At 70.9% G+C, this 23033-nt stretch carries 22 protein-coding genes; 20 read left to right on the top strand and 2 right to left on the bottom strand.

The window, feature by feature from the left end:
- The first annotated feature begins 217 nt into the window (after nt 1-217).
- The 20 genes from ACGFIK_RS21450 to ACGFIK_RS21355 all read left to right on the top strand — a co-directional run bounded on the left by ACGFIK_RS21450 (nt 218) and on the right by ACGFIK_RS21355 (nt 21913).
- Entirely contained in the window at nt 218-475 is a 258-nt protein-coding gene (locus ACGFIK_RS21450; protein ID WP_327022965.1) for an acyl carrier protein, read from the top strand.
- Entirely contained in the window at nt 472-1854 is a 1383-nt protein-coding gene (locus tag ACGFIK_RS21445) for an aminotransferase class III-fold pyridoxal phosphate-dependent enzyme (protein ID WP_327022964.1), read from the top strand. The genes ACGFIK_RS21450 and ACGFIK_RS21445 overlap by 4 nt, the downstream gene beginning before the upstream one ends.
- A complete protein-coding gene (locus ACGFIK_RS21440; RefSeq protein WP_327022963.1) occupies nt 1851-2300 on the top strand; it encodes a thioesterase family protein in 450 nt (149 codons plus the stop codon). Before ACGFIK_RS21445 ends, ACGFIK_RS21440 begins: the two co-directional genes overlap by 4 nt.
- Nucleotides 2300-2776: a hypothetical protein gene (locus tag ACGFIK_RS21435; RefSeq protein ID WP_327022962.1), complete on the top strand. Its 477-nt coding sequence runs from the start codon at nt 2300-2302 to the stop codon at nt 2774-2776. Before ACGFIK_RS21440 ends, ACGFIK_RS21435 begins: the two co-directional genes overlap by 1 nt.
- Nucleotides 2773-3906 (top strand): beta-ketoacyl-[acyl-carrier-protein] synthase family protein, encoded by a 1134-nt coding sequence (locus tag ACGFIK_RS21430; RefSeq protein ID WP_393340852.1) that lies wholly within the window; start codon nt 2773-2775, stop codon nt 3904-3906. Before ACGFIK_RS21435 ends, ACGFIK_RS21430 begins: the two co-directional genes overlap by 4 nt.
- Nucleotides 3893-4405 (top strand): hypothetical protein, encoded by a 513-nt coding sequence (locus tag ACGFIK_RS21425; protein WP_393340849.1) that lies wholly within the window; start codon nt 3893-3895, stop codon nt 4403-4405. The genes ACGFIK_RS21430 and ACGFIK_RS21425 overlap by 14 nt, the downstream gene beginning before the upstream one ends.
- 1 nt (nt 4406) lies before the next feature.
- Nucleotides 4407-5789 carry a class I adenylate-forming enzyme family protein gene (locus ACGFIK_RS21420; RefSeq protein WP_393340846.1) on the top strand — a complete coding sequence of 461 codons (1383 nt, stop codon included), beginning with the start codon at nt 4407-4409 and terminating at the stop codon, nt 5787-5789.
- Nucleotides 5790-6500, top strand: coding sequence for a thioesterase II family protein (locus ACGFIK_RS21415; RefSeq protein WP_393340843.1), 711 nt, complete (start codon nt 5790-5792; stop codon nt 6498-6500).
- A gap of 61 nt (nt 6501-6561) precedes the next feature.
- Nucleotides 6562-8127 carry an MFS transporter gene (locus ACGFIK_RS21410; RefSeq protein WP_327022957.1) on the top strand — a complete coding sequence of 522 codons (1566 nt, stop codon included), beginning with the start codon at nt 6562-6564 and terminating at the stop codon, nt 8125-8127.
- A gap of 82 nt (nt 8128-8209) precedes the next feature.
- Nucleotides 8210-9637: an extracellular solute-binding protein gene (locus ACGFIK_RS21405; protein ID WP_327022956.1), complete on the top strand. Its 1428-nt coding sequence runs from the start codon at nt 8210-8212 to the stop codon at nt 9635-9637.
- A gap of 251 nt (nt 9638-9888) precedes the next feature.
- The gene (locus ACGFIK_RS21400) at nt 9889-10092 is read left to right on the top strand and encodes an MbtH family protein (RefSeq protein WP_327022955.1); all 204 of its coding nucleotides are present in this window, start codon (nt 9889-9891) and stop codon (nt 10090-10092) included.
- A 62-nt stretch (nt 10093-10154) separates the two neighbouring features.
- The gene (gene hppD / locus ACGFIK_RS21395; protein ID WP_327022954.1) at nt 10155-11234 is read left to right on the top strand and encodes a 4-hydroxyphenylpyruvate dioxygenase; all 1080 of its coding nucleotides are present in this window, start codon (nt 10155-10157) and stop codon (nt 11232-11234) included.
- Nucleotides 11235-11239: 5 nt separating this feature from the next.
- Nucleotides 11240-12469: a cytochrome P450 gene (locus ACGFIK_RS21390; protein WP_327022953.1), complete on the top strand. Its 1230-nt coding sequence runs from the start codon at nt 11240-11242 to the stop codon at nt 12467-12469.
- A 40-nt stretch (nt 12470-12509) separates the two neighbouring features.
- Nucleotides 12510-14267, top strand: coding sequence for a non-ribosomal peptide synthetase (locus tag ACGFIK_RS21385; protein WP_327022952.1), 1758 nt, complete (start codon nt 12510-12512; stop codon nt 14265-14267).
- Nucleotides 14268-14296: 29 nt separating this feature from the next.
- A complete protein-coding gene (locus tag ACGFIK_RS21380) occupies nt 14297-15673 on the top strand; it encodes a condensation domain-containing protein (protein WP_393340838.1) in 1377 nt (458 codons plus the stop codon).
- Nucleotides 15674-15813: 140 nt separating this feature from the next.
- Complete coding sequence (locus ACGFIK_RS21375; protein WP_393340835.1) at nt 15814-16986, top strand: acyl-CoA dehydrogenase family protein; 1173 nt, start codon at nt 15814-15816, stop codon at nt 16984-16986.
- A gap of 370 nt (nt 16987-17356) precedes the next feature.
- The gene (locus ACGFIK_RS21370) at nt 17357-17776 is read left to right on the top strand and encodes an SgcJ/EcaC family oxidoreductase (RefSeq protein ID WP_327022949.1); all 420 of its coding nucleotides are present in this window, start codon (nt 17357-17359) and stop codon (nt 17774-17776) included.
- Nucleotides 17777-17805: 29 nt separating this feature from the next.
- Nucleotides 17806-19191: an FAD-dependent oxidoreductase gene (locus ACGFIK_RS21365; RefSeq protein ID WP_327022948.1), complete on the top strand. Its 1386-nt coding sequence runs from the start codon at nt 17806-17808 to the stop codon at nt 19189-19191.
- Nucleotides 19192-19206: 15 nt separating this feature from the next.
- Nucleotides 19207-20364: an epoxide hydrolase family protein gene (locus tag ACGFIK_RS21360; RefSeq protein WP_393340832.1), complete on the top strand. Its 1158-nt coding sequence runs from the start codon at nt 19207-19209 to the stop codon at nt 20362-20364.
- A gap of 94 nt (nt 20365-20458) precedes the next feature.
- Complete coding sequence (locus ACGFIK_RS21355; protein ID WP_327022946.1) at nt 20459-21913, top strand: multicopper oxidase family protein; 1455 nt, start codon at nt 20459-20461, stop codon at nt 21911-21913.
- A gap of 101 nt (nt 21914-22014) precedes the next feature.
- On the opposite strand, the gene aroH is transcribed toward ACGFIK_RS21355, so the two are convergent.
- Nucleotides 22015-22422 carry a chorismate mutase gene (gene aroH, locus ACGFIK_RS21350; protein ID WP_327022945.1) on the bottom strand — a complete coding sequence of 136 codons (408 nt, stop codon included), beginning with the start codon at nt 22420-22422 and terminating at the stop codon, nt 22015-22017.
- Nucleotides 22419-22871, bottom strand: coding sequence for an acyl carrier protein (locus ACGFIK_RS21345; protein WP_327022944.1), 453 nt, complete (start codon nt 22869-22871; stop codon nt 22419-22421). The genes aroH and ACGFIK_RS21345 overlap by 4 nt, the downstream gene beginning before the upstream one ends.
- Nucleotides 22872-23033 lie beyond the last annotated feature (162 nt).

Below are 23033 nucleotides of genomic sequence, written 5' to 3'. Positions count from 1 at the left end.
GCAATTCAAGAGATGCATGCTCTCTCACGCCTCGCGCACGATGTGGTGGTCACTACCGCCGACCTCGGCGGACGCGAACGGCCGCCGGCTCCGGACCGGCTCGCGGCAGTGCCGTACCGACCCCGCCCCGCGAATGTCACCGCCTGATGCAGACCGTGCGGATCGCGGACCGGGCCTGTCGACGAAGCGACCCCCAACCTGAGACGAAGGTGCCTCCATGGAGATCGAGAACGGCATTCGCAAGATCCTTAATTCCGAGCTCTTCGTCGAGGTGCCGCCCGAGCAGATCGGCCTCGACGAGAGTCTGCGGGCCGGGTACGGCCTGGACTCCCTCGGCTTCGTGGAACTGCGGGTGCAGTGCGAGGACATGTTCGATGTGCGTATCTCCGACGAGGACTTCACCCCGGAGAACTTCCAGAGCGTCCGGACGGTCACCGACCTGATCAACCGGCTGCGCGCGGAGGCCAAGCAGTGACCGGGCTGGGGTCCGAGGAAACCCTCCGGCTGCTGCGGGCCGGCCGGGACCTGCACCTGGACCACTACCAGTCGAACCGGCTGCCGTACGCGGTGCTCGGTGGGCAGGGCGTGCACAGCCGGCTGATGGCCCTCGACGGCCCGGACGCCGGCCGGGAGTTCGAGGTGATCGACGCCAGCGGCGCGTACGGCAGCGCCTGCCTCGGCGCCGGTCACGAGACGGTGCGCCGGGCGTTGGCCCGGGGGGTCACCGAGGGCGGGCAGGCCACCGACGAGGTGGGTTCCCTGGAGCGGGCTCGACTGCTGAACACCCTCTTCGGCCCGGACGGGCTGTGGACGGAACAGTTCCCGACCGGCGAATACCACGTCAGCGGCCGTAACTCCGGCTCCGAGGGCATGGAGTTGGCGCTGCGTCTGGTCCTGGAGTCCCGGTTCGACGGAAACCGGCTGCGGCCGGTGCCGGAGGCCGCCGGACGGGACCTCATCCTCGCCTTCGAGGGGGCCTGGCACGGCTGGACCAGCGGCCTGGTGCCGCTGTTGAACCGCCGGCACTACCGGGTGGGGCTGCCCTCCCTGGCTCCGGAGGGGCCCTACGGGGTGAGCGTGGTGCACCTGCCCTTCGGCGACCCCGCGGTGCTCGCGGACTGGTTCGCCGAGAACGGCCACCGGGTGCTCGGGGTGGTGGTGGAGCCGGTGCAGGGCGATGCCGGCATCCTCCAGCCGCCGCCGGGCTACCTGCGCGGGCTGGCGGGGCTCTGCCAGGAGTACGGCGCCCTGCTCGTCGCCGACGAGGTGCTCACCTTCGCCAAGTCCGGTCGCTTCTTCGCGATGGCCGACGACCAGGGCCCGATCCGGACCGATGTGACCGTGATCGGCAAGAGCCTGGGAATGGGCGCCCTGTCGCTGTCCATGGTGATCGCCCGGCGAGGACTGTCTCCGCGCGGGTCCGGCGCGGTGGCCACCTCGGACCTGCGTCCGCTGGCCTGCGCGGTGATCCGTGACGGCCTGGAGCTGGTGGTCACCGACAAGCTGATCGACCACTCCGCCGCCCTCGGCGCCCAGCTCGCCGAGCTGCTCCAGCGCGAGCTGGTGGATGCCTTCCCGGACCTCTACCAGGAGTCCCGTGGTACCGGTGTGATGCACGGCGTCGAGCTGACCGAGCGGGCGGCGGCCGGTTTGGCGCGGCTGCGGGAGCATGTCGTGCGGGCCGGGGCGTACGTCGAGTTCATGGCCGGCGCGGGCCGCCGCTCGCGGGGCCTGCGGTACGTCTTCCCCACGATGCGGATCGCACCCCCGCTGATCACCACGCCGGACGAGGCCGTCGAGCTGGTGGGCCGCATCGCCGAGGGCTCCCGGACCTTCCAGAGGTCGCTGGGATGACGGCCGTACGCGAGCTGCGCTGGCGAGTGGAGCATGTGGACACCGACGCAGGAGGCGTCGTCCACTTCACCCGGTACGCCTCGCTGTTGGAGTCGGCGCTGCTGGAGAACCTCGACCGACTGGGGGTGGGGGTCCGGGAACTCGGCGCGGAGGGCCTGGAGCTGACCGTACGGGACCTGCGGATGCGGTACGCCGCGTCCGCGCGGTTCCTGGACCGGGTGCGGGTGGCGGTCCGGGTGCAACGGGTCGCCGGAGCCACCTGCGAGGTGTCCGGTGCGGTGCACCGGGAGTCGGACGACGGCACCCCTGGCGAGCTGCTGGCCAGCGGGACCTTGGTGCTCTGCGTCGTCGAACGGGCCACCGGCCGGGCGGCGCCCCTGCCGTCGTCGCTGCGCCGAGCAATGGGGGATTGGAAGCGGGAAACCGGGACGGAAGAGGAACTGTGATGACTGAGGCTACCGACACTTCCCTCGGGTTCACCGAGATCAAGAGCTGGCTGCGGCACCGCCACCCGATGATCTACATCGACCGGGTGCTGGACCACCGGCCCGGCGAGTACCTGCGCAGCCTGATGTCGGTCTCCGGCACGATGGACGCCATCGCCGGTCACTTCCCGGAGCGGGCGGTCTTCCCCGGCAGCCACCTGATGCAGGCCTTCGCCCAGTCCGGGATCATCCTCTACCAGCTGAGCACCTCGCCCCTGGCCGACGACGAGCTGACCCTGATCGGCTCGGTGCAGAGCCGGTTCACCCGGGTGGTCGTCCCCGGCGACCAGGTCATCTTCGACCTGCGCTGTGACCGGCTGTACCAGGCCTCGTTCCACTTCTCCTGCCGGGCCACCGTGAATGGCGCCCGGGTGGCGGCGTTCCGTGGGTCACTGGTGCGAACAAAGGTCGACGAACTGGGACGTCAGTTGTGGTGACCCGCCAGGTGCTGGTCACCGGGATGGCCTGGGACACCGCCCTCGGCGACGACCTGGACGGGGTGTGGTCCCGGTTGCTGGCGGGGGAGACCGGCCTGCGTGAGGTGCCCTCGCCGCACCGGCTGCGAAATCGCCTGGCGGCGACCGTGGATGATCCGCCCGCCGGGTGGACACCGGCCCGCCGCCAGATCTCCCTCGGTACCCGTACGGTCGGCCGGGCCCTTCAGGACGCCGGGATCGACGGCGATCCGGGTGAGGCGCTGCTGGTGCTCGGCACCAGCTACGGCGCCCACCTGGACGACACCCGGGCCGGCGGGCTGCACGACTGGGCGGCGGCGGTGGCGAGAGGGCTCGGCTTCACCCGCCCTCCGGTGTCGGTGTCGACCGCCTGCTCGTCGGGGGCCGACGCGATCCTGGTGGGAGGGCACCTCATCGCCGCCGGGATGACGGGGGTGGCCGTCTGCGGCGGGGTGGACATCCTCACCGCGGCCAAACGCCTGGGCCACAGCGCGCTGGGCACCATGTCGCCCACCCTGCTACGCGCCTTCGACGAGGCCGCCGACGGCACCCTGCTGGGCGAGGGCGCCGGGATCGTCGTGCTGGAGGAGGCGGGTCGGGCGCAGCGGCGCCAGGCTCGCGCGTACGCCGAACTGCTCGGTGGTGGTTCGGCCAACGACGCCGCCGGCATGACGGCGCCCGACCCCTCCGGCGCGGCCGTGCTGCTGGCGGTGCGGCGCTCCCTGGCCGCCGCCGGTCTGAGCACCGACCAGGTCGCCGTGGTCAACGCGCACGCCACCGGCACCCCGGTCAACGACGCGGTGGAGGCGGCCAGCTTCGACCGACTCTTCCCGGCGGCCGACCGGCCGGTCCTCTTCGCCACCAAGGGTGCCTTCGGGCACACCCTGGGGGCCACCGGTGCGATCGAGGCGATCGCCCTGGTCCAGGCGTTGCGGCACGGCAAGGTCCCGCCGGTGTACGGCCTGGACACCTCCGCCCCCGGGTTGGCTTTTCCGGTGCCGCAGGGCGCGCCGGTGGCCCTGGGGCCGGGCGCCGGGCTCAGCGTCACCCTGGGGTTCGGTGGCTTCAACACCAGCCTGGTCTTCGCCGGAGCAGCCGATGGACTGGGCTGAGCAGGGGGCCTTCGCGATGCTCGGCACGGCCACCCTGGAGGGCACGGACGGTCCGGGACGCCCGCGTGGGGTCGGGTTCTACGCCGACCCGGTGGCCTGGCTGGTGGCCGACGCGGTCGGGACCGCCCTGGAGGCGGCGGGATTGCCGGGGCCGACGGCCGGGACGGAGGTCGGCATGGTGGCGGTCAGCGAACACGCCACCGGCCACACCATGCGGGAGGTCGCCGACGCCGTACGCGAACGGGGGCGGGTCTCCCCGCTGCGGTTCGCCGGGGCGGCTCCGGGCTCGGTCGCCGGCCTGGCCTGCATCGTGCACGGACTCCGTGGCCCGAGCCTGCTGCTGTCGATGGCACCCGATGCGGCCCGCCCGGCCGTGGCGGTGCTGGCCGGGGCCTGGCTCGGTGCCTCCTGCACCCGACTGGTCGTCGCCGAGCACCGCAGGCACCCGTCGGGCGTGCACCGTGTGAACACCGTTGTCCTCACCTCGCGGGAGCGTTGACATGTCCGGGCTCGAACCGCCTTTCAGTCGCGACCAGGTCGCCACGTACCTGGACACGGTGATCGACCTGGAGCCCACCCCGGGCGCGGAGATCCTGCTCGACGGGATCGCCGACGAACTGCACCGGCGGGGCCTTCAGTCCGGCGAGGTGGTGCTGGTCGCCCTGGCCAACGGCGCGGCGCTGCTGCGCTGCTTCTTCGGGGTGCTGCACGCCGGCTGCGTACCGGCCCTGCTGGCCCCCGGCACCCCGGCCGGCCGGGTCCGGGAGATCGCCGAGGGGCTGGGCGCCCGGACCCTAGTCACTCCGGCCCGGGCCGGGGAGCAGCCGGCGTCGGGACAGGTGGGCCCGGTGCGGGTGGAGACCCTGGACGGCGTGGACCCGCAGCGGCACGATCCGGGCCACGTCATCATCCTGACCTCCGGCACCTCCGGGGTGGCCAGCGGCTGTCTGCACAGCTTCCCGGCCCTGCTGCGCAACGCCTCGCGGCACGCCCGGTCGGTGGGGTTGCGCCCCGAGGACACCGTGCTGGTGAACCTGCCGCTGAACTTCTCGTACGCCCTGGTGGCCCAGGCGCTCGCCGGCCTGACGACCGGTGCGCGGCTGGTGGTCACCGGGCCGCCCTTCACCACCACCACCTACCAGGCCGCCCTGCGGGACCACGGGGTGACGAGCTCCTCGGTGACCCCGTACATGGTGCGGCAGATGATCGCCGCGGACTGGCGACCGCCGCAGCGGCTGCGGATGCTGACGGTCGGCGGGGAGCAGTTGAGCCCGGTGGTCGCCGGGGTGCTGCGGGAGCGGTCACCGGAGCTGGAGCTGTATCTCACCTACGGGCTGACCGAGGCCGGGCCCCGGGTGGCCACCCTGGCCGCCCACCGCGAGCCGTACCACCGGCTGGCGACCGTGGGACGCCCCCTGGAGGGGGTCCAGGTGCAGCTGCGGAACCCGGACCCGGAGGGGGTGGGCGAGCTGCTCGTCACCTCCGACACGGTGCTGCGTCGCAAGGTGGGGATGGCCGAGGGGCGGGTGGGCGACTGCCTGGTCGGCCCGAACCAGATCGCCACCGGCGACCTGTTCCACATCGACGAGGAGGGCTACCTGCACTTCCGGGGCCGCCTGTCGGACTTCGTGGTGACCGGCGGTGCGAAGGTGTCGCTGGCCTCGGTACGCCGGATCGCCAACGCCCTGCCCAACGTCGTGGCCTCGAAGACCCGTATCTACCAGACACCGCTGGGCACCCGCTTCGACCTGGACCTCTACCTGCACGAGGTGGGGCCGACCGAGTCCGAGGAGGTACGCCGCCAGCTGCGCCGAAAACTCGTCCGAACCGAGTGGCCGAGCCGGATCCGGACCATGTCCCTGCACGAGTTCGGGCACAAGTAGATGCGCATCTACTGCCTGGGACACGCGGGCGGGTCAGCGGGGTCCTTCGCCTCAGTGGTCGATCGGCACGCCGAGGGTCTCACGATGGTCCCGGTGGAGCGGCCCGGCCGGGGAAACCGGTGGCGCGAGCCGCCCTGCCAGGGCTGGCCGGACCTGCTCGCCGACCTGTCCGACCGGATCCTCGGCGAGTTGGACGGCACCCCGTACGGGCTGTTCGGGCACAGCCTGGGGGCCCTTGTCGGCTACGAGCTGGCCCACGCGCTGCGCGACGCCGGTCATCCCGCGGACCTGCTGGCCCTCAGTGGACGGAACCCGCCCTGGATGGCCCCCGGGTCGGCGTTGTGGCACGCCGTGGACCTGCCCGATGAGGAGTTGTTCGCCCGGCTGGTGGCCCTCGGGGGTGCCGATGCCCGGGCGGCCGGCCCGCTGACCTACCGCACCTTCCTCCCGATGCTCCGCGCCGACCTGCGACTGGCCCAGGCCTACCGGCCCGGACCGAGGCGGCCCCGGTTGGCCACCCCGGTGGTCGTGCTGCACGGGATCGACGACCCGTTGACCTCGCCGGCCGCGCTGACCCGGTGGGCCGACATCACCACCGGGGACTTCCTGCTGCGGGCGGTCCCGGGCGGGCACTTCTTCCCGATGCGGGAGCCGGCCGAGGTGGCCCGGGTCCTCGGGCAGGCCGTGCCGGATCCGGTCCGGAGCAGGTAGGAAGCGGGCTGCGCACTGTGGAAGGTGAGCGCGGCCGAGGGGGAATGCCAGGGTCGGCCCCATGACACAGAACGGTCCGGTGCTGGACGCACCCGCCCCCGCCGGCCGGCGCGAATGGCTGGCCCTCGCCGTGCTCGCCCTGCCGACACTGCTCGTCGCCGTCGACCTGAGCGTGCTCTTCCTGGCCCTGCCGCAGCTCGCCGTGGACCTGGGCGCCGATGCCGTGACCCAACTGTGGATCGGCGACGTGTACGGCTTCATGGTGGCCGGCCTGCTGGTGACCATGGGCGCCCTCGGCGACCGGATCGGCCGACGGCGACTGCTGCTGGTAGGTGCGGCGGCCTTCGCCGCGTTCTCGCTGCTGGCCGCCTTCTCGACGAGCAGCGGAATGCTCGTCGTCAGCCGGGCCCTGCTGGGGGTGGCCGGTGCCACCCTCATGCCGTCGACCCTGGCGCTGATCAGTGACCTGTTCCGGCAGCCCGCCCAGCGGTCCACCGCGATCGCGGTCTGGATGAGCTGTTTCCTCGCCGGCAACGCCGCCGGACCGCTGGTCGGTGGGGTGCTGTTGGAGTTCTTCTGGTGGGGGTCGGTCTTCCTGCTGGGGGTCCCGGTGATGGCGGTGCTGCTGCTGGCCGGTCCGGTGCTGCTACCTAAGGGGCAACGGCGCGGCAGCGTACGGGTCGACCTGTCCAGCGTGTTGCTCTCGCTGGTGGCGGTGCTGTCCCTGGTGTACGCCGTCAAACATGTCGCCCGGTACGGGTTGGAACCCCTGGTGGGGCTGCTGCTGCTGGTCGGGGTGGTGACCGGAGCCGTGTTCATCCGGCGGCAGCGGGCCCTGCCCGACCCGCTGCTGGATCTGGGACTCTTCGCCCGCCGGTCGGTCCGCCCGGTGCTGGTGGTGCTGGTGGTCGGGGGAATGCTGCTCGGCGGGAGCACCCTGCTGGTGACCCAGTACCTGCAACTGGTCGCCGAACTGTCGCCGCTGCGAGCCGGGTTGTGGCTGCTGCCCTCCACCGTGGCGATGATCCTGGCGGTGATGGTCGCCCCGATGCTGGCCGGCCGGTTCGGGGCCGGGCCGGTGATGGCGGCCGGGCTCGTGATCGCCGCCGCGGGATTCCTGCTGGTCGCCACCGCCGACGTCGGCGGCCAGACGATGGTCCTGGCCGGCTGGGTGGTGGTGGCCGTCGGCAACGGGCTGCCCGCGGGTCTGGGGGTGGACCTGGTGGTCGGGTCCGTTCCACCGGAGCGGGCCGGAGCGGCATCCGGGATCTCCGAGACGAGCAGCGAACTCGGCTTCGCCGCCGGGATCGCGGTGCTGGGCAGCCTGGCCGCCGCCGTCTACCGGGCGCGGCTGGAGGACGCCCTCCCCGAGAACCTGGGACCGGAGGTCGCGGCCAAGGCCCTGGACGGGATGACCGGGGCCATGGAGCTGGCCGACCGGGTGCCCGGCGTGCTCGGTCCGGCCCAGGAGGCGTACGCCGGGGCGTTGGCCACGGTGGGGCTGGTCGCGGCCGCCGTATCGGTGGCCCTGGCGGTCCTGATCGCCCTGGCCCTGCGTCGACCCACCGGTGGGAAAGAGTCGGCTGATTCCCCGTCGGTGGCGACTAGTGCGCACTTGGAAAGATGAATTGACCCCGGCCGACCAACAGGATGAACGGTGACAGTTGATCGTCCTTGATTGACCGGAAACTGGAGGTTCCATGCGACCATTGCGCGCACTGATTGCATCGTCGCTCGGCGTAGCGGTTGTCCTGTCATCCGTCACCGCAACCGCCGGGGCGGCGGAGGCCGGCGCCCACAAGAAGAAGAAAATCAACATTGACGTCTGGCTCGCGGACTATCCGTTCCCGGGTTATCTGGACGAGCGCAAGCGGCTGGCCGAGGAGTTCAACCGTAAGTACCCGCGCTACCAGATCAACGTCGAGGCGCGGGACTACACGGCGCTGCCGGCTGACGTGGACCGGGCCGTCCGGGAGGGCAACCCGCCGGCGATCGCCAACTACTACTACAACGTCAGCCAGGTCGCTCGGGACATGAAGGACCGCTCCGGCCGACCGCTGTTCACGTCCGTGCAGCGGGCCATCGGCGGTCGCCACCAGATCCTCAACGAGCGGGTGGTGGTGCGGGACCTGCTGCCGCAGGTCCGGGCGTACCACACCGACCGGGGTGACATGTTCTCCTTCCCGGTCACCAGCATGACCAGCGTGCTGTACGCCAACACCACCCTGCTGAAGAAGGCGGGGGTGTCCAAGCTTCCGCAGACCTGGCAGGAGCTGGAGGCCGCCTGCACGAAGATCGCGCGGATGCCGAACGGCCCGGCGAACTGCGTGACCTGGCCCAACCACAACTGGTTCTTCCAGCAGGCCATCGCCCAGCAGGGCGGCCTGCTGACCAACAACAACAACGGGCGTACCGGCCGGGCCACCAAGGTCAACCTGGACTCGCCGCAGATCCTCAACTACGTCTCCTGGTGGAAGCGGATGCACCAGGCGGGCCACTACCGGTACACCGGCATGCCGGAGGACTGGGGCGGCAACTTCGAGTCGTTCGTGACCCAGCAGGTCGCCTTCACCTTCGACGGGGCCAACCAGGGTGACACCTTCGCCCAGATGGGGGCCGAGTTCGGGTTCAACGTCGCCGCGGGCTCGTTGCCGCACCCCGGTCGCGGCAAGGCGGTCGGGAACGTCAACTCCGGTGACTCGCTCTTCCTGCGGGCCGGTCTGGACCGGGAGACCCAGGACGGCGCCCTCGCCTTCATGCAGTTCCTGAACAGCCCGCGCAACTCGGCGCAGTGGCACAAGAGCACCGCCTACCTGCCGATGACCGGGCAGGCGGTGGACCTCCTCCAGCGGGAGCGCTGGTTCGCCCAGCACCCGGCGCCGAAGGTGGCGTTGGACCAGATCCGCAAGGCCCCGAAGTCGCCGGCCAGTCTCGGCGTGGTGGTCGGCGCGTTCGACGGGATCCAGAACGAGCTGGTCCTGGCGATGGATGACGTGCTGCTGCGCCGGGCCAACCCGGTGGAGCGATTCCGGCTGGCCGACGCTCGCGCCCAGCGGCTCCTCGACGCGTACAACGCCCGATGCGTCGGTGCCGGGCCGCGTGGTCCCGACTGCTACCGGGTCGGAATCTGGGGCTGATCCCAGCAACAACTGACCGCCTTTTCCGGTCGGCGGGGGCAGGTCGTCGCGGTGCCGTCAAAACGGCGTCGCCGGCGACCTGCCCTCGCTTGCTTTCTGTCGATCAGGCGTGCGCTGCGCACTACGGAAGATGCGTGGCACAGGGTCGTAATGACAGCCTCTGAGGGCGGCCAGGTTCGCCGAAGAATTCGCTAGCGACCGGTGCGCCAATTTCTTGTGTCGACCGACGGATTCGGGCTGGAGGAAAAGGAATGAACAATCCATTCGACGCCGTCGACGGCGATTTCCTGGTGCTGGTGAACGCTGCGGGCGAGCACTGTCTGTGGCCCGCCTTCGCCGATGTGCCGCAGGGCTGGGGTGCGGTGTGCGGTCCGGCCGGCCGCACCGAGTGCCTGCGGTACGTCAGCGACAACTGGATCGACCCTCGCCCGCGCCGGCTCGCCGGCTCGCACTGAAACGTGCCCCACCCGGGCCGCCGGTCGGCCCCCGGGGCTGATGACAAGGGGGAGATGACCCGATGAGCACGCCACAGACTTCGATCTTCGGTCAGATTTCGCTCGACCACATCGAGTTCTACGTCAGCGACCTGGCCGCGGAGACCCAACGGCTGGTGGACGGCTTCGGTCTGGCCGTCTACTCCGGGACCGACCCGGCCGCCCCGCCGGAGGCCCGGTCCGCCGGGCTGGGCCGGGGGGAGATCCGGCTGGTGCTGACCCAGCCGTTGGTCGAGGACCACCCGGCCGCCGCGTACGTGGAGCGGCACGGAGACGGGGTCGCCGACATCAGCCTCGGTGTCGCCGACCCGGCGGCGGCCTTCGCCGAGGCGGTACGCCGGGGGGCCCGGCCGGTAGCGGCCCCGCACGACGTCGAAGGCGTGGTACGGGCCACCATCATGGGCTTCGGCGATGTCGCGCACACCTTCGTCCGGCGCCCCGAGGGAATGGACGCCCGGCACCTGCCCGGCCTGCTGCCCCGCCCGGAGGCCGAGCCGACCTGGGACAGCGGGCTGTCCGCGGTGGACCACTTCGCGGTCTGCCTGGAGGCCGGCCAGCTGGACCCGACGGTCCGCTTCTACGAGGAGGTCCTCGACTTCCGCATGATCTTCGAGGAGCAGATCGTGGTCGGTAACCAGGCCATGAACTCCAAGGTGGTGCAGTCCGTCGGGGGTGCGGTGACGCTGACCCTGATCGAGCCGGACGTGACCCGCTCGCCGGGGCAGATCGACGAGTTCCTGAAGAACCACGGCGGCGCGGGTGTGCAGCACGTGGCGTTCAACGCGGACGACATCGTCGCCGCCGTGCAGAACATCCAGCGGCGGGGAGTGGAGTTCCTGTCCACCCCGGACACCTACTACACGATGCTCGCCTCCCGCATGGAGCTGGCCCGGCACACCGTGTCGGACCTGCGGGAGGTCAACGTGCTGGTCGACGCCGATCACCACGGTCAGCTCTTCCAGATCTTCACCCGCTCGGCGCACCCCCGGAAGACCTTCTTCCTGGAGCTGATCGAACGGCTCGGCGCGCAGACCTTCGGCAGCGGCAACGTCAAGGCGCTGTACGAGGCCGTGGAGCTGCAACGGCAAGCGGAACGGGACTGACTTCGGTGAGCACAGGCATCCGCGCCACCGACCTCGACGGGGTCAACCTGGCCGACCCGAGAACCTTCGTCGGCCCGGAGGTGGAGAACGTGTGGCGCTGGCTGCGCCGCAACGCCCCGGTGTGGCGGCACCCGAGCACCCCGCAGGGAACCCACTTCTGGGTGGTCACCCGGTACGCCGAGGCGCTGCGGGTCTACAAGGACCCGGAGACCTTCGGCTCGGGCCGGGGCAACATGCTCACCTCGCTGCTCACCGGCGGGGACACCGCCGGGGGGAAGCTGTTGGCCGTCTCCGACGCCCCCCGGCACACCGCCGTGCGCAACCACCTGCTGAGGTCGTTCTCCCCCCGGATGCTGCGGCCGGTGCTGTCCGGGGTGCTGGCCCGCGCGGATCAACTGGTGGCGCAGGCCGTGGCGGCCGGTGGCGGGGACTTCGCCGCCCAGGTCGCCGACGAACTGCCCATGGGCACCATCAGCGACCTGCTCGGCGTTCCGTCGGCGGACCGGGCCGAGCTGTTGCGACTGAGCAAGCAGGCCCTCAGTTCCGACGATCCGGATCAGCCCGGCCACGAGACCTGGCTGGCCCGCAACGAGATCCTGCTCTATTTCAGCGGGATCGCCGCCGAGCGTCGCCGGGACCCGCGGGACGACGTGATCAGCAGCCTCGTGACCTGCGAGATCGAGGGAGCGCCGCTGACCGAGGAGGAGGTCGTCCTCAACTGCTACGGCCTGATCCTCGCCGGGGACGAGACGAGCCGGCTGGCGATGATCAGCGCGGTGCTGAACTTCGTCGAGTACCCGGATCAGTGGGGGGCGCTGCGCCGGGGCGAGGTGTCGCTGGACGACGCGGTGGAGGAGATCCTGCGCTGGAACACCCCGGCCATGCATGTCGGGCGGGTGGCCCGGCGGGACACCACACTCGGCGGGCAGACCATCCCGGCCGGCGACGTCGTCACCGTCTGGAACGCCTCGGCCAACCGGGACGAAACGGTCTTCGACCGGCCGGACGAATTCGATCTGGGCCGTACGCCCAACAAGCACCTCACCTTCGGACACGGGCCGCACTTCTGCCTCGGTGCCTTCCTGGGCCGGGCGGAGGTTCGGGCGGTGCTGGACTCGCTGCGTCGGCGGGTCGACACCTTCGAACTACACGGCCAACCGCGCCCGCTGTACTCGACCTTCCTGCGCGGTTACACCAGCCTGCCGGTGACGCTCAAGCCCGGCGGAACCACCTGAAACCGGTTCTACCGGCCTAACCATCTGAATGGAGCGTCTGATGACCTTCACTTCTGTGCAGCAGATGCTCGCCGCGCAGGCGAGCCGGACTCCGGACGCGGTGGCCGTGGTGGCCGGTGACCGCACCTTGACGTACCGGGATCTGGACGAGCGGGCGAACCGGCTGGCGCACCGTCTGATCGCCGAGGGGGTCCAGCCGGGGCAGCCGGTCGCGGTGCTGACCGGCCGGACCGCCGACCTGCCGGTGGCACTGCTGGCGGTCCTCAAGGCCGGTGCGTGGTACCTGCCGCTGCATGCGGCGTACCCGATGGCGCGGATGCGCTGGATCCTGGACCAGGCGGGCGGCCCGGTGCTGCTGGCCGACGACGACACCCGGCGCCGCGGCCTGCCGGAGGGTGGGCGGGTGCTGCTGGTCGACGAGGAGCCGGGCGAGTTCCCCGGCACCGACCCGGCCGTGCCCACCGGCCCGGAGGACTTCGCGTACGTCATGTACACCTCCGGGTCGACCGGGGACCCCAAGGGGGTGGCCATCCCACAGCGCGCGGTGACCCGGCTCATCTCCGATCCGGCCTGGAACGGCAGCCGGCACCAGCGGGTCCTCTCCGTGGCTCCGTACGCCTTCCAGGTCTCCAGCTACGAGTTCTGGGTGCCGCTGAGCCGTGGTGGCACGGTCGTGCTGGGGCCCTCCGCCGACCTCGACGTGTCCACCCTGCGCCAGCTGATCACCGAGCACGCGATCACCGCCGTGCACCTGACGGCCGGGCTGTTCCGGGTGGTGGCCGACGAGGCGCCGGACTGCCTGACCGGGGTGCAGGAGGTGATGACCGGTGGCGACGTGATCTCCCCCGGGGCGGTCCGGCGGGTGCTGGACGCCTGCCCCGGTCTGGTCGTCCGGGCCATGTACGGCTCGACCGAGTCCACCCTGTTCACCACCCACTCGCCGATGTCCGACCTGTTCCTGCCGGGCCCGACCGTTCCGGTGGGCCGCCCGATGACGGACATCCGGGCGTACGTCCTGGACGAGCGGCTCCGTCAGGTCCCCGACGGGGAGGTGGGCGAGCTGTACGTGGCCGGGCCCCGACTGGCCAGCGGCTACCTCGGCCGGCCGGACCTGACCGCCGAACGCTTCGTCGCCGATCCGTTCACCGGGGAGGGGGAACGGATGTACCGCACCGGCGACCTGGTGCGGTTGACCAGCGACGGCATGTTCGACTTCCTCGGCCGCGCCGACGACCAGGTCAAGATCCGGGGCTTCCGGGTCGAGTTGGCCGAGGTGGAGGCGGTGCTGGCCCGGTTCCCCGAACTCTCCGACGTGGCCGTGGTGGCCCGGCAGTTGCCGACGGGTGAGCGGTCCCTAACCGCATACGTGGTGGTCGGTGAGCGCACTGTCGACCTGGCCGCGCTGCGGGCCTTCGCGATCGCGACCCTGCCCGACTTCATGGTGCCGGACGCCTTCGTGGCGCTGACCACCCTGCCGCTGACCGCCAACGGCAAGTTGGACCGGCGGGCGTTGCCGGAGCCGGACCCGGAGGCGTGGGTGGCCTACCGGGCACCCCGCGACCCGCGGGAGGAGATCCTCAGCGAGATCTTCTCCGAGGTGCTCGGGGTGGACCGGGTAGGCGTGGACGACGACTTCTTCCAACTCGGCGGGCAGTCCCTCCTGGCCATGCGGCTGATCAGCCGGATCGAGGCCGTACTGGGGACCAAGCTGCCGCTGCGCACCCTCTTCGACACCCCCACGGTGGCCGGCCTTGCCGAGCGGCTGGCCGCCCAGGCCACGCCCGCACCGACCTCCTAGCCGACGACTACGAAAGGGCTGATGGCCAGATGAACACCCCCGACACCCAGGCGCCGCACCGGGCACCCCTCTCGCTCAACCAGGACTTCCTCTGCATGTACGACAAGGGCGACGAGGAGGGTCCCTTCGGCCCGCGCTACCACATCGTGCACGGATGGCGGCTGCGCGGCGAGGTCGATGTCGAGTCGTTGCAGGGTGCCCTGGACGACGTGGTGGCCCGGCACGAGGCGCTGCGCACCATCGTGGTGCGTACGCCGCAGGAGCGGTACCAGGTGATCAGCCCGGAGACCGCCCCGGTGCAGCTGATCCTGCGGGACCTGTCCGTGGTGCCCGAGGACGAGCGGGACGCGGTGGCCGAGCAGTTGCTGATCGAGGCCGAGGCGGACACCTTCCCCAGCACGGAGCTCCCGCTGCTGCGCGCGGTCCTGGTCCGGTTCGACGACCGCGACTCGGTCCTGGTGCTGATCTCCCACCACACCGCCACCGACGGCTGGTCGATGCGTCTGATCATCCGGGACCTGGCCAACCGGTACGCCGCCCGGCGGGGCCACGAGGTGCCGGCACTGCCGGAGCCGCGTCAGTACCGGGAGTTCGCGGAGTGGCAGCGGGAGCTGGTGGGCGATCCGGTCCGGATGGCGGAGCCGAGCGAGTTCTGGCAGCAGAACCTGGCCGGTGCCCGGGTGCACACGATGAAGCTGGACCGCCCCCGTTCGGTGGCCGTCGAGACGACCACCGCGATGCACCGTTTCGTGATCGGCTCGGAGGTGATCACTCCGGCGCTCAAGCTCGGCAAGGCCACCCGCAGCTCGCCGTTCATGGTGCTCTTCGCCGCCTTCGCCGTACTGGCCGAGCGGCTCGGCGGAAACTCGGACGTGGTCGTACCGACCTTCAGCCCCGGTCGGGGCGACGAGGAGTTCCCGTACACCGTCGGGTCCTTCTTCAACTTCATGCCGATCCGGGTGGACCTGGCCAAGTGCCGCACTTTCCGGGAGGTGGTGATCGCCACCCGGAACCAGTGCGTCGAGTCGTACTCGCAGGACGTGCCGCAGATCCTGGCCCACGCCCCGGAGCTGATGCTGCCGGCCATCTCCGACGACCGGGCGCCCTGTGTGTTCCAGGTCTTCGCGTTCCCGTTCCTGCTGGACGAGGAGCTGATCGGCGATCTCGAGTACACCGAGATCCGGTACCGCCTGGTGTCCCAGCCGCTCGTCTCGGACGTCCCGGACGGCGCCCTGTGGACCCTGAACCTGGACCCCTCCGGTGAGGTCGTCGGCAGCGTCGCCTACAAGAGCGGTCTGTTCGACGAGGCGACCGTCGCCGGGTGGGTCAGCGGCTTCCAGGAGGTCCTGCGGGAGATGCTGGTCGATCCGGATGCCGCCCGCGAATCGGTGCGGGTCGCCGTATAGGTGATCGAAGGCCCGCCGGGCGCCGCATTTTCAAAGGTGCAGGCCCATCGACGGGGTGCCAGGGTCGGTGATGCACAGCCTTCCCCGACTCGCTCATCATTGTTCAGCCCTTTGTCCTAACTGGAGGTTCGATGGAAACCATGGCAGCTCCCGGCCGTAGCGAGCTGGCGCGACGCGCCGCGGAACTGGTGCCGTTGTTGCGGGAAGGCGCGCTGGAGGCCGAGGAGCAGCGCCGCCTGCCGGAGAAGACGATCGCCGCCCTCACCGACGCCGGCCTGCTCAAGATGCGGATGCCGGCCCGCTACGGCGGCTACGAGTCGGACATGCGGACGGTCGTGGACGTCGTCTCCGAGGTGGGCCGTGGGGACGGCTCCGCCGGCTGGACGATGGCGGTCTGGATGATCAGCAGCTGGATGGCGGGCCTCTTCCCGGACCAGACCCAGGACGAGATCTTCTCCACCCCGGACGTCCGGATCAGTGGCATCCTCAGCCCCGGTGCGATGGCCATCCCCACCGAGGGCGGGTACATCCTGAACGGTCGGTGGTCGTTCAACACCGGGGCGACCCAGAGCCACTGGAACACGAACGCGGCCGTGCTCGCCAACCCGGACGGCAGCCACGAGCCGGTGATGGTGGCGTTGCCGATCAAGGATCTCCAGATCATCGACGACTGGCACACCGCCGGCATGCGGGGTTCGGGCAGCGTCACCACGGTGGCCGACGGGCTCTTCGTCCCGGAGCACCGGCTGGTGCGGATGGGGCCGATCATCCAGGGTGTGCCGCTGACCAACTCCAACGCCGGCTCGTCGATCTACCGGGTGCCCTTCATGTCGATGGCGTGCACGGCGGTCGGCGCCAGCTGCCTGGGGTTGGCTAAGGCCGCCAAGGAGGTGTTCTTCGAGCGGCTGCCCGGCCGGAAGATCACCTACACGGAGTACGAGGACCAGAGCCAGGCGCCGATCACCCACATCCAGGTGGCGGACGCCACCGTCAAGATCGATGAGGCGGACTTCCACGCGTACCGGTCGGCCGAGATGCTCGACCGTAAGGCCGGCGCGGGTGAGGACTGGACGCTGGAGGAGCGGGCCCGGGTCCGCCTCGACCTGGGCGCGGTCTGCCAGCGGTCGAAGGAGGCCGTCGACCTGCTGAACACCGCCAGCGGCGGCTCCTCGATCTACCAGGACGTGCCGATCCAGCGGATCGAGCGGGACGTGCAGACCCTCAACCTGCACGCCATCATGCACCCCAACACCAACCTGGAGCTGTACGGCCGGATCCTCTGCGGCCTCGGTCCGAACACCCTGTTCATCTGATTCCCAGGGCGGCTAGCCGCCCGCCTCCCGCCCAGCCTCGACGATTCATTCCGTACGGCTGCGGCACCCGCGACGGGCGTCCTCCGAAAGGGGGGCGCCCGTCTGCCTACCTGCCCCTTCGCCTGCTGACCGGGCCCGGCCGGGCCTCGCAATTTCGAAGGTGAGCCATTTCCGGGTACGCCGGAGAATTAGCACTGCGCACGTCGCCGACGGACCGGACCGCGGACGTCGTGTCGCTCTACCCCAGACCGTCCTGCCGGCGCCGTGTGTGCCGCCGGTGTCGCCTGCCCCGACGGGGTTCGGAGGCGGTCCTTCGCCGGCGTACCGACCGTGGTCCGTCCGGTTCACCAGATCGAGAGAGGACCATCCCATGTCGAAGAGCACCACTTCGATGCTGAGCGCCGAGGACGAGGCCGCGGTGCGTGCGGTACCCCAGCGCATCGTCGCCGCCTGGGCCGCGCACGACGCGGAGGCTTTCGCCGCCACCTTCACCGAGGACGGCAGCATGATCCTGCCCGGGGTCTTCCGGCAGGGCCGGGACGAGATCTGCGGCTTCATGGGCCAGGCGTTCGCCGGCCCGTACCGCGGCACCCGGGTGACCGGCAGCCCCACCGCGCTGAAGGTGCTGGGCCCGGACACCGTGCTGGTGCTCACCGAGGGCGGGGTGCTGGCCCCGAACGAGACCGAGCCCTCCGCCGCGCGGGCGGTCCGGGCGAGCTGGCTGCTGGTGCGGCGGGACGGCCAGTGGCTGCTCACCGCGTACCAGAACTCACCGGCGAACCCCTCCTGAAGGCGTCGAGCGACCGAGGAGGTGACGTGATGAGTGATCATCGCACCGGACGGGTCGTGGTGCTCGGCGCGAGCATGGGCGGTCTGCTGGCGGCCAGGGTGCTCGCCGACCGGTACGCCGAGGTGCTGCTGGTCGACCGCGACGAGGTGACCGGGGTCAGTGGCTACCGCCAGGGCGTACCGCACGGTCGACACGCCCACGGGCTGGTCGCCCGGGGATACCAGATCCTGGAGGGCCACTTCCCCGGCCTGACCGAGGACCTGCGGGGTGCCGGGGTGACCCCCGGCGACTTCAGCGGCGACATCCAGTGGTACGTCGAGGGGCGGCGGATGCTGCCGTCGCACTCCGGGCTGGTCTCGGTGCCGGCCACCCGGCCGGTGCTGGAGCACCTGGTCCGGGCTCGGGTGCAGGCCCTGCCGAACGTGCGTGTCCTCGAACGGCACGACATCGTCGGGCTGGTCACCACCCCCGACCGGAGTCGGGTGATCGGTGCGCGGGTACAGCAGCGTGTCGAGGGCAGCCAGGAGGAGGTGCTCGACGCCGACCTGGTGATCGACAGCACCGGCCGTGGCTCCCGTACCCCGACCTGGCTCGCCGAACTCGGCTATGCGCGACCCCCCGAGGATCGGATCAAGGTCGATCTGGCGTACACCACCCGACACTACCGGCTGGCCAAGGACCCCTTCGGCGACGACCTGGCGATCATCCCGGCCGCCACCCCGGGCAGCCCGCGCGGTGCCTTCTTCTACCGGATGCCCGGCACGGACGGTCGGGTGGAACTCTCTCTGACCGGCGTCCTCGGCGACCATCCGCCGACCGACCCGGACGGCTTCCTGGCCTTCGCCAAGTCCCTGCCGGTGCCGGCCATCTACCGCGCGATTCGGGACGGCGAGCCGCTGGACGACCCGGTGATGTTCCGCTTCCCGGCCAGTGTCCGCCGCCGCTACGAGCGACTCGACCGGTTCCCGGCCGGCCTGCTGGTGCTCGGTGACGCGGTGTGCAGCTTCAACCCGATCTACGCCCAGGGGATGACCGCCGCCGGGCTCGGCTCACTCGTGCTGGCCGAACAGCTCCGGCGTGGTGGTGACCCCGATCCCATCGCCTTCTTCCGTGAGCTGGGCGCCCAGCTCGACTCGCCCTGGGACTTCTCCGCCGGCGCGGACCTGGGATTCCCCGGGGTCGAAGGACGGCGTACGGCGAAGATCCGGTTCGCCAACGCCTATGTGGCCCGGCTGCAACGGGCCGCCACCCGCGATGCCCGGCTGACCGACGCCTTCATCCGGGTGGCCGGGCTGATCGATCCGCCGTCGTCGCTGATGCGGCCGACCACCATGCTCCGGGTGCTCCGTCAGGGCCGCGTCCGGGACACCACCCCCGATCCTGCCGCAGCAGAGCGTCTGCTCGGCCGGGCCTGACCAACGGAGGAACCGATGCGTCCGTTCCGAATCGACATTCCGCAGGCTGACCTCGACGACCTGGACCGCCGGCTGGCCGCCGTCCGTTGGCCGGCCGAACTGCCCGGCGTGGGCTGGGAGCGCGGGGTACCGCTGGACTACCTACGCGACCTGGTCGACCACTGGCGGCACCGCTTCGACTGGCGGGCCGCGGAGCGCTGGCTGAACGAGTTCCCGCAGTTCACCACCGAGATCGACGGCGCCAACGTGCACTTCGTGCACGTCCGGTCGGCGGTACCGGACGCCACTGCGGTGATCCTCACCCACGGCTGGCCGGGCTCCTTCGTGGAGTTCCTGGACCTGATCGGGCCGCTCACCGACCCGGCCGCGCACGGCGGCGACCCCGCCGACGCCTGCCACGTCGTGATCCCCTCGATCCCCGGGTACGGCTTCTCCGGGCCGACCCGGGAGACCGGCTGGGACACCCGACGGGTGGCCCGGGCCTGGGCCGAACTGATGCGGCGGCTCGGCTACGACCGCTATGTGGCCCAGGGCGGGGACTGGGGTTCGCCGATCTCGCTGGAGGTCGGTCTGGCCGACCCGGAGCACGTGGCCGGCGTACACGTCAACATGCTCGCCACCTTCCCGCCCCAGGACCCGGCCCTCTTCGCCGGACTGCCCGACGAGGACCTGGCCCGCCTGGAGTTCGCCCAGAACTTCGAGCAGGACGGCGCCGGCTGGCGCAAGATCCAGTCGACCCGCCCGCAGACCCTGTCGTACGGCCTCACCGACTCCCCGGTCGGCCAGCTCGCCTGGATCGTCGAGAAGTTCTACGAGTGGACCGACTCGGCCAAGGTGCCGGAGGACGCTGTCGACCGGGACTTCCTGCTCACCAACGTGATGGTCTACTGGCTGACCGCCACGGCCGGCTCCAGCGCCCAGCTGTACTACGAGTCCAACCGGCTGGACGCCGACTTCATCCGCACCTGGGCCGGCCCCTGGAACCTGACCATGCCGGTCGGGGTGGCGGTCCTCCCCGCCGACGCCGTCCGCCCGGTGCGCCGGTGGGCCGAGCAGATTCTGCCGACCCTGAACCAGTGGACCGTATTCGACCAGGGCGGTCACTTCGCCGCCCTGGAGCAGCCCACCCTCCTCGTCGAGGACCTCCGGAACTTCATCCGTTCGCTGCGCTGAGCGTGGCACCGCATCCCGGGTGGCGGGTGGTCGAGGACGACGGCCCGCCACCGGGAAGAACTGGGGAGACATGATCAACAGAAGGAACCTCCTGGTGGGCGGCGCACTCTCCGGCGCCGCGCTGGCGGTAACGGCCACTCCGGCGCTGAACGCCCTGGCCGGCGGCCCTCCGGGGACACCCGGGGGACACCACGGGCACGGACCCGGGCACGGACCGAAACCCAAGCCGAAGCCGAGTGGCACCCCACCGACCGGTGGGCCGTTCCGCGTGCTGATGCCGCTGCCGCCGGTCGCCGCACCGATCCGCACTCGCGGGGGCGTCGACCACTACAGCTTCCCGATCGTGCAGACCACCGCTGAGCTGCTGCCCGGGGTGCGTACCCCGGTGCTGTCGTACGGCGGTCGGTTCATCGGCCCGACCATCCGCGCCCGCGCCGGTCGGCCGGTGTCGGTGGAGTACCGCAACCAACTGGGCGTACCGGCCAACGTCCACCTGCACGGCGGGCATGTCGCGCCGGAGCATGACGGCCACCCGATGGACGTGATCAAGCCCGGCAAGTCGAGGGTCTACGAATACCCGAATCGCCAGCGCGGCACCACCCTCTGGTACCACGACCACAGCCACCACACCGAGGCCGAGCACGTGTTCCGCGGGCTGCACGGCTTCTACCTGATCGACGACCCGCAGGAGCGGCACCTGCGACTGCCCGAGGGGCAGTACGACGTGCCGATCATGCTGCGGGAGTCCCGCTTCGACGAGAAGGGCAACCTGTACTTCGACCCCTTCGACTTCGACCGTCCGGTGGTGCTGGTCAACGGCCGCTCCCAGCCGTACTTCCCGGTCGCCGCGCGCCGGTACCGGCTGCGACTGCTGAACGCCTCCACCCACGGCACCCTGACCCTGCGGCTGGACGGCCTGCCGATGGTGCAGGTGGGCTCCGACGGCGGTCTGCTGCCCAAACCGGTACGGCTGACCGAACTGACCCTGGGCCCGGCCGAGCGTGCCGATGTGGTCGTCGACTTCTCCAAGCGCCGAGTGGGCAGCAAGGTGGTGCTAGAGGAGGCCCGCGGGCCGGTGCTCCGCTTCGACGTCACCCGGGAGGCCCGCGACAACAGCCGGGTGCCGGACACGCTCCGGTCGCTGCCGCCGATGCCGAAGTCCACCGTCAACCGCGAGGTGGTCCTCAGCACCGACTTCAACACTATCGAGAGCCTGATCAACGGCAAGCTCTGGGACCCGAACCGGATCGACGCCACCATCCGGCACGGTGCGACGGAGACCTGGCGGATCACCAACGTGGACACCGACTTCGGCGGGGTCAACCACACCTTCCACCTGCACCTGGTGCAGTTCCGGGTCCTGGATCGCAACGGCCGGCCACCGGCGCCCAACGAGCGCGGGTTGAAGGACACCGTGTTCATCGCGCCGGGCGACTCGGTGCGGGTGCAGGCGACCTTCAGCGGCTTCCTGGGCCGATACGTGTACCACTGCCACATGCTGGAGCACTCCGCGTACGGGATGATGGCGCAGATGCAGATCGTGCGCTGAGCCGATCGGTCGGCCGGGAGCGCGGGGGAGACCCCCGCCCCGGCCGGCCGAGGTTTCCCGGAGAGCCTGCCGCTACCCGACCCCGGCATCTCCTGGGCGGTTCATCCGGCCAGGTCCGGCCGGAGGCGGGCGGCCCCGCCCAGGTAGACGTGGGTGATCTCGGCGCGGGACCGGGTTGTTCGGACGTGCGCCAGCAGCCGGACGACGCGGGGCAGGGCGCCCGGGACGTCGATCTCCCGTGCGCAGAGCAGAGGCACATCGGCCATGCCCAGTTGCCGGGCCGCCTCGGCGGGGAAGCAGCTGACCAGGTCCGCGGTGGTGGTGAAGAAGAGACTGATCAGGTCGTCCGGGTGCAACTCGTTGCGGTGCATCACCTCGGCCAGCAGTATCCGGGTCGCGCCGGTGACGGCCGGGGGCTCGTCCCGGTTCACCTGGATGGCGCCGCGGACCGCGCGTACGGTTGCCAACGGTCCACCGGCCACGACAGGCGCGGGAGCGGAGCTGGTCATGGCTTACCCTCCGGCTGGTTCGTCGGGTGCTCCACCCTGTGTGGTGGGCGCATGGCAACGTTATCGGCGCCGCCGACCGACCGGCCTCTCCCACTTTGCGCAGTTCGCGCGCGACCGCCGGGGCTGAACCATCCGCCTGGTTGAGCAAAGGGCCCGACCGGCATGACGCTGATCAACAGGCCCCGGCAGAGAGCTAGGCGTCGCAGCCCGGCACGGTCACCCTGCCGGAAGCCCAGGTCCTGCCCGAGCTCCTCCAGCACCCCCTTGGGCAGGCGCAGGTCGTCGATCAGGTGCGCGGCGAGTGACTCCACCGTACGGCGGACGAACAGGGGCGTGGCCTTGAGATCGGTTCGCAGGGGTCGCTGGAGGTTGCGTCTGAGCTCGATGGCGGTCAACGAGTCCATGCCGGAGGCGAAGAAACCGAAAACCGGATTCGCTACCGGCTCCAAGATCCGCCACCCGGATTACCTGTTCAAGGCTGCATGACGAGGCACTAGTGGGAAACAGGTGTTAAGTCGGCGCGATCAGCTACTTCCGCAAGCCCTGTAGTGAGTCGGTCCTGCTATCGGCGTTGACCGGCCTTGTCGGGCCTGAGGAGTTGGCCAAAGGCC

Origin of the sequence: Micromonospora sp. NPDC048871 (genome assembly GCF_043198155.1) — a bacterium.
Lineage (GTDB): Bacteria > Actinomycetota > Actinomycetes > Mycobacteriales > Micromonosporaceae > Micromonospora.
The sequence above is the reverse complement of the archived record's forward strand: the minus strand, read 5'-3'. Positions and strand labels throughout refer to the sequence as shown.

Excerpts from the sequence above, each read along its gene's own strand:
- ACGFIK_RS21410 (WP_327022957.1), top strand. The coding sequence starts at position 6,562 with ATGACACAGAACGGTCCGGTGCTGGACGCACCCGCCCCCGCCGGCCGG.
- ACGFIK_RS21425 (WP_393340849.1), top strand. The coding sequence starts at position 3,893 with ATGGACTGGGCTGAGCAGGGGGCCTTCGCGATGCTCGGCACGGCCACC.
- aroH (WP_327022945.1), bottom strand. The coding sequence starts at position 22,422 with ATGACCAGCTCCGCTCCCGCGCCTGTCGTGGCCGGTGGACCGTTGGCA.
- ACGFIK_RS21375 (WP_393340835.1), top strand. The coding sequence starts at position 15,814 with ATGGCAGCTCCCGGCCGTAGCGAGCTGGCGCGACGCGCCGCGGAACTG.
- ACGFIK_RS21360 (WP_393340832.1), top strand. The coding sequence starts at position 19,207 with ATGCGTCCGTTCCGAATCGACATTCCGCAGGCTGACCTCGACGACCTG.
- ACGFIK_RS21385 (WP_327022952.1), top strand. The coding sequence starts at position 12,510 with ATGACCTTCACTTCTGTGCAGCAGATGCTCGCCGCGCAGGCGAGCCGG.
- ACGFIK_RS21380 (WP_393340838.1), top strand. The coding sequence starts at position 14,297 with ATGAACACCCCCGACACCCAGGCGCCGCACCGGGCACCCCTCTCGCTC.
- ACGFIK_RS21420 (WP_393340846.1), top strand. The coding sequence starts at position 4,407 with ATGTCCGGGCTCGAACCGCCTTTCAGTCGCGACCAGGTCGCCACGTAC.
- ACGFIK_RS21365 (WP_327022948.1), top strand. The coding sequence starts at position 17,806 with ATGAGTGATCATCGCACCGGACGGGTCGTGGTGCTCGGCGCGAGCATG.
- ACGFIK_RS21400 (WP_327022955.1), top strand. The coding sequence starts at position 9,889 with ATGAACAATCCATTCGACGCCGTCGACGGCGATTTCCTGGTGCTGGTG.
- ACGFIK_RS21435 (WP_327022962.1), top strand. The coding sequence starts at position 2,300 with ATGACTGAGGCTACCGACACTTCCCTCGGGTTCACCGAGATCAAGAGC.
- ACGFIK_RS21450 (WP_327022965.1), top strand. The coding sequence starts at position 218 with ATGGAGATCGAGAACGGCATTCGCAAGATCCTTAATTCCGAGCTCTTC.
- ACGFIK_RS21440 (WP_327022963.1), top strand. The coding sequence starts at position 1,851 with ATGACGGCCGTACGCGAGCTGCGCTGGCGAGTGGAGCATGTGGACACC.
- ACGFIK_RS21370 (WP_327022949.1), top strand. The coding sequence starts at position 17,357 with ATGTCGAAGAGCACCACTTCGATGCTGAGCGCCGAGGACGAGGCCGCG.
- hppD (WP_327022954.1), top strand. The coding sequence starts at position 10,155 with ATGAGCACGCCACAGACTTCGATCTTCGGTCAGATTTCGCTCGACCAC.
- ACGFIK_RS21415 (WP_393340843.1), top strand. The coding sequence starts at position 5,790 with ATGCGCATCTACTGCCTGGGACACGCGGGCGGGTCAGCGGGGTCCTTC.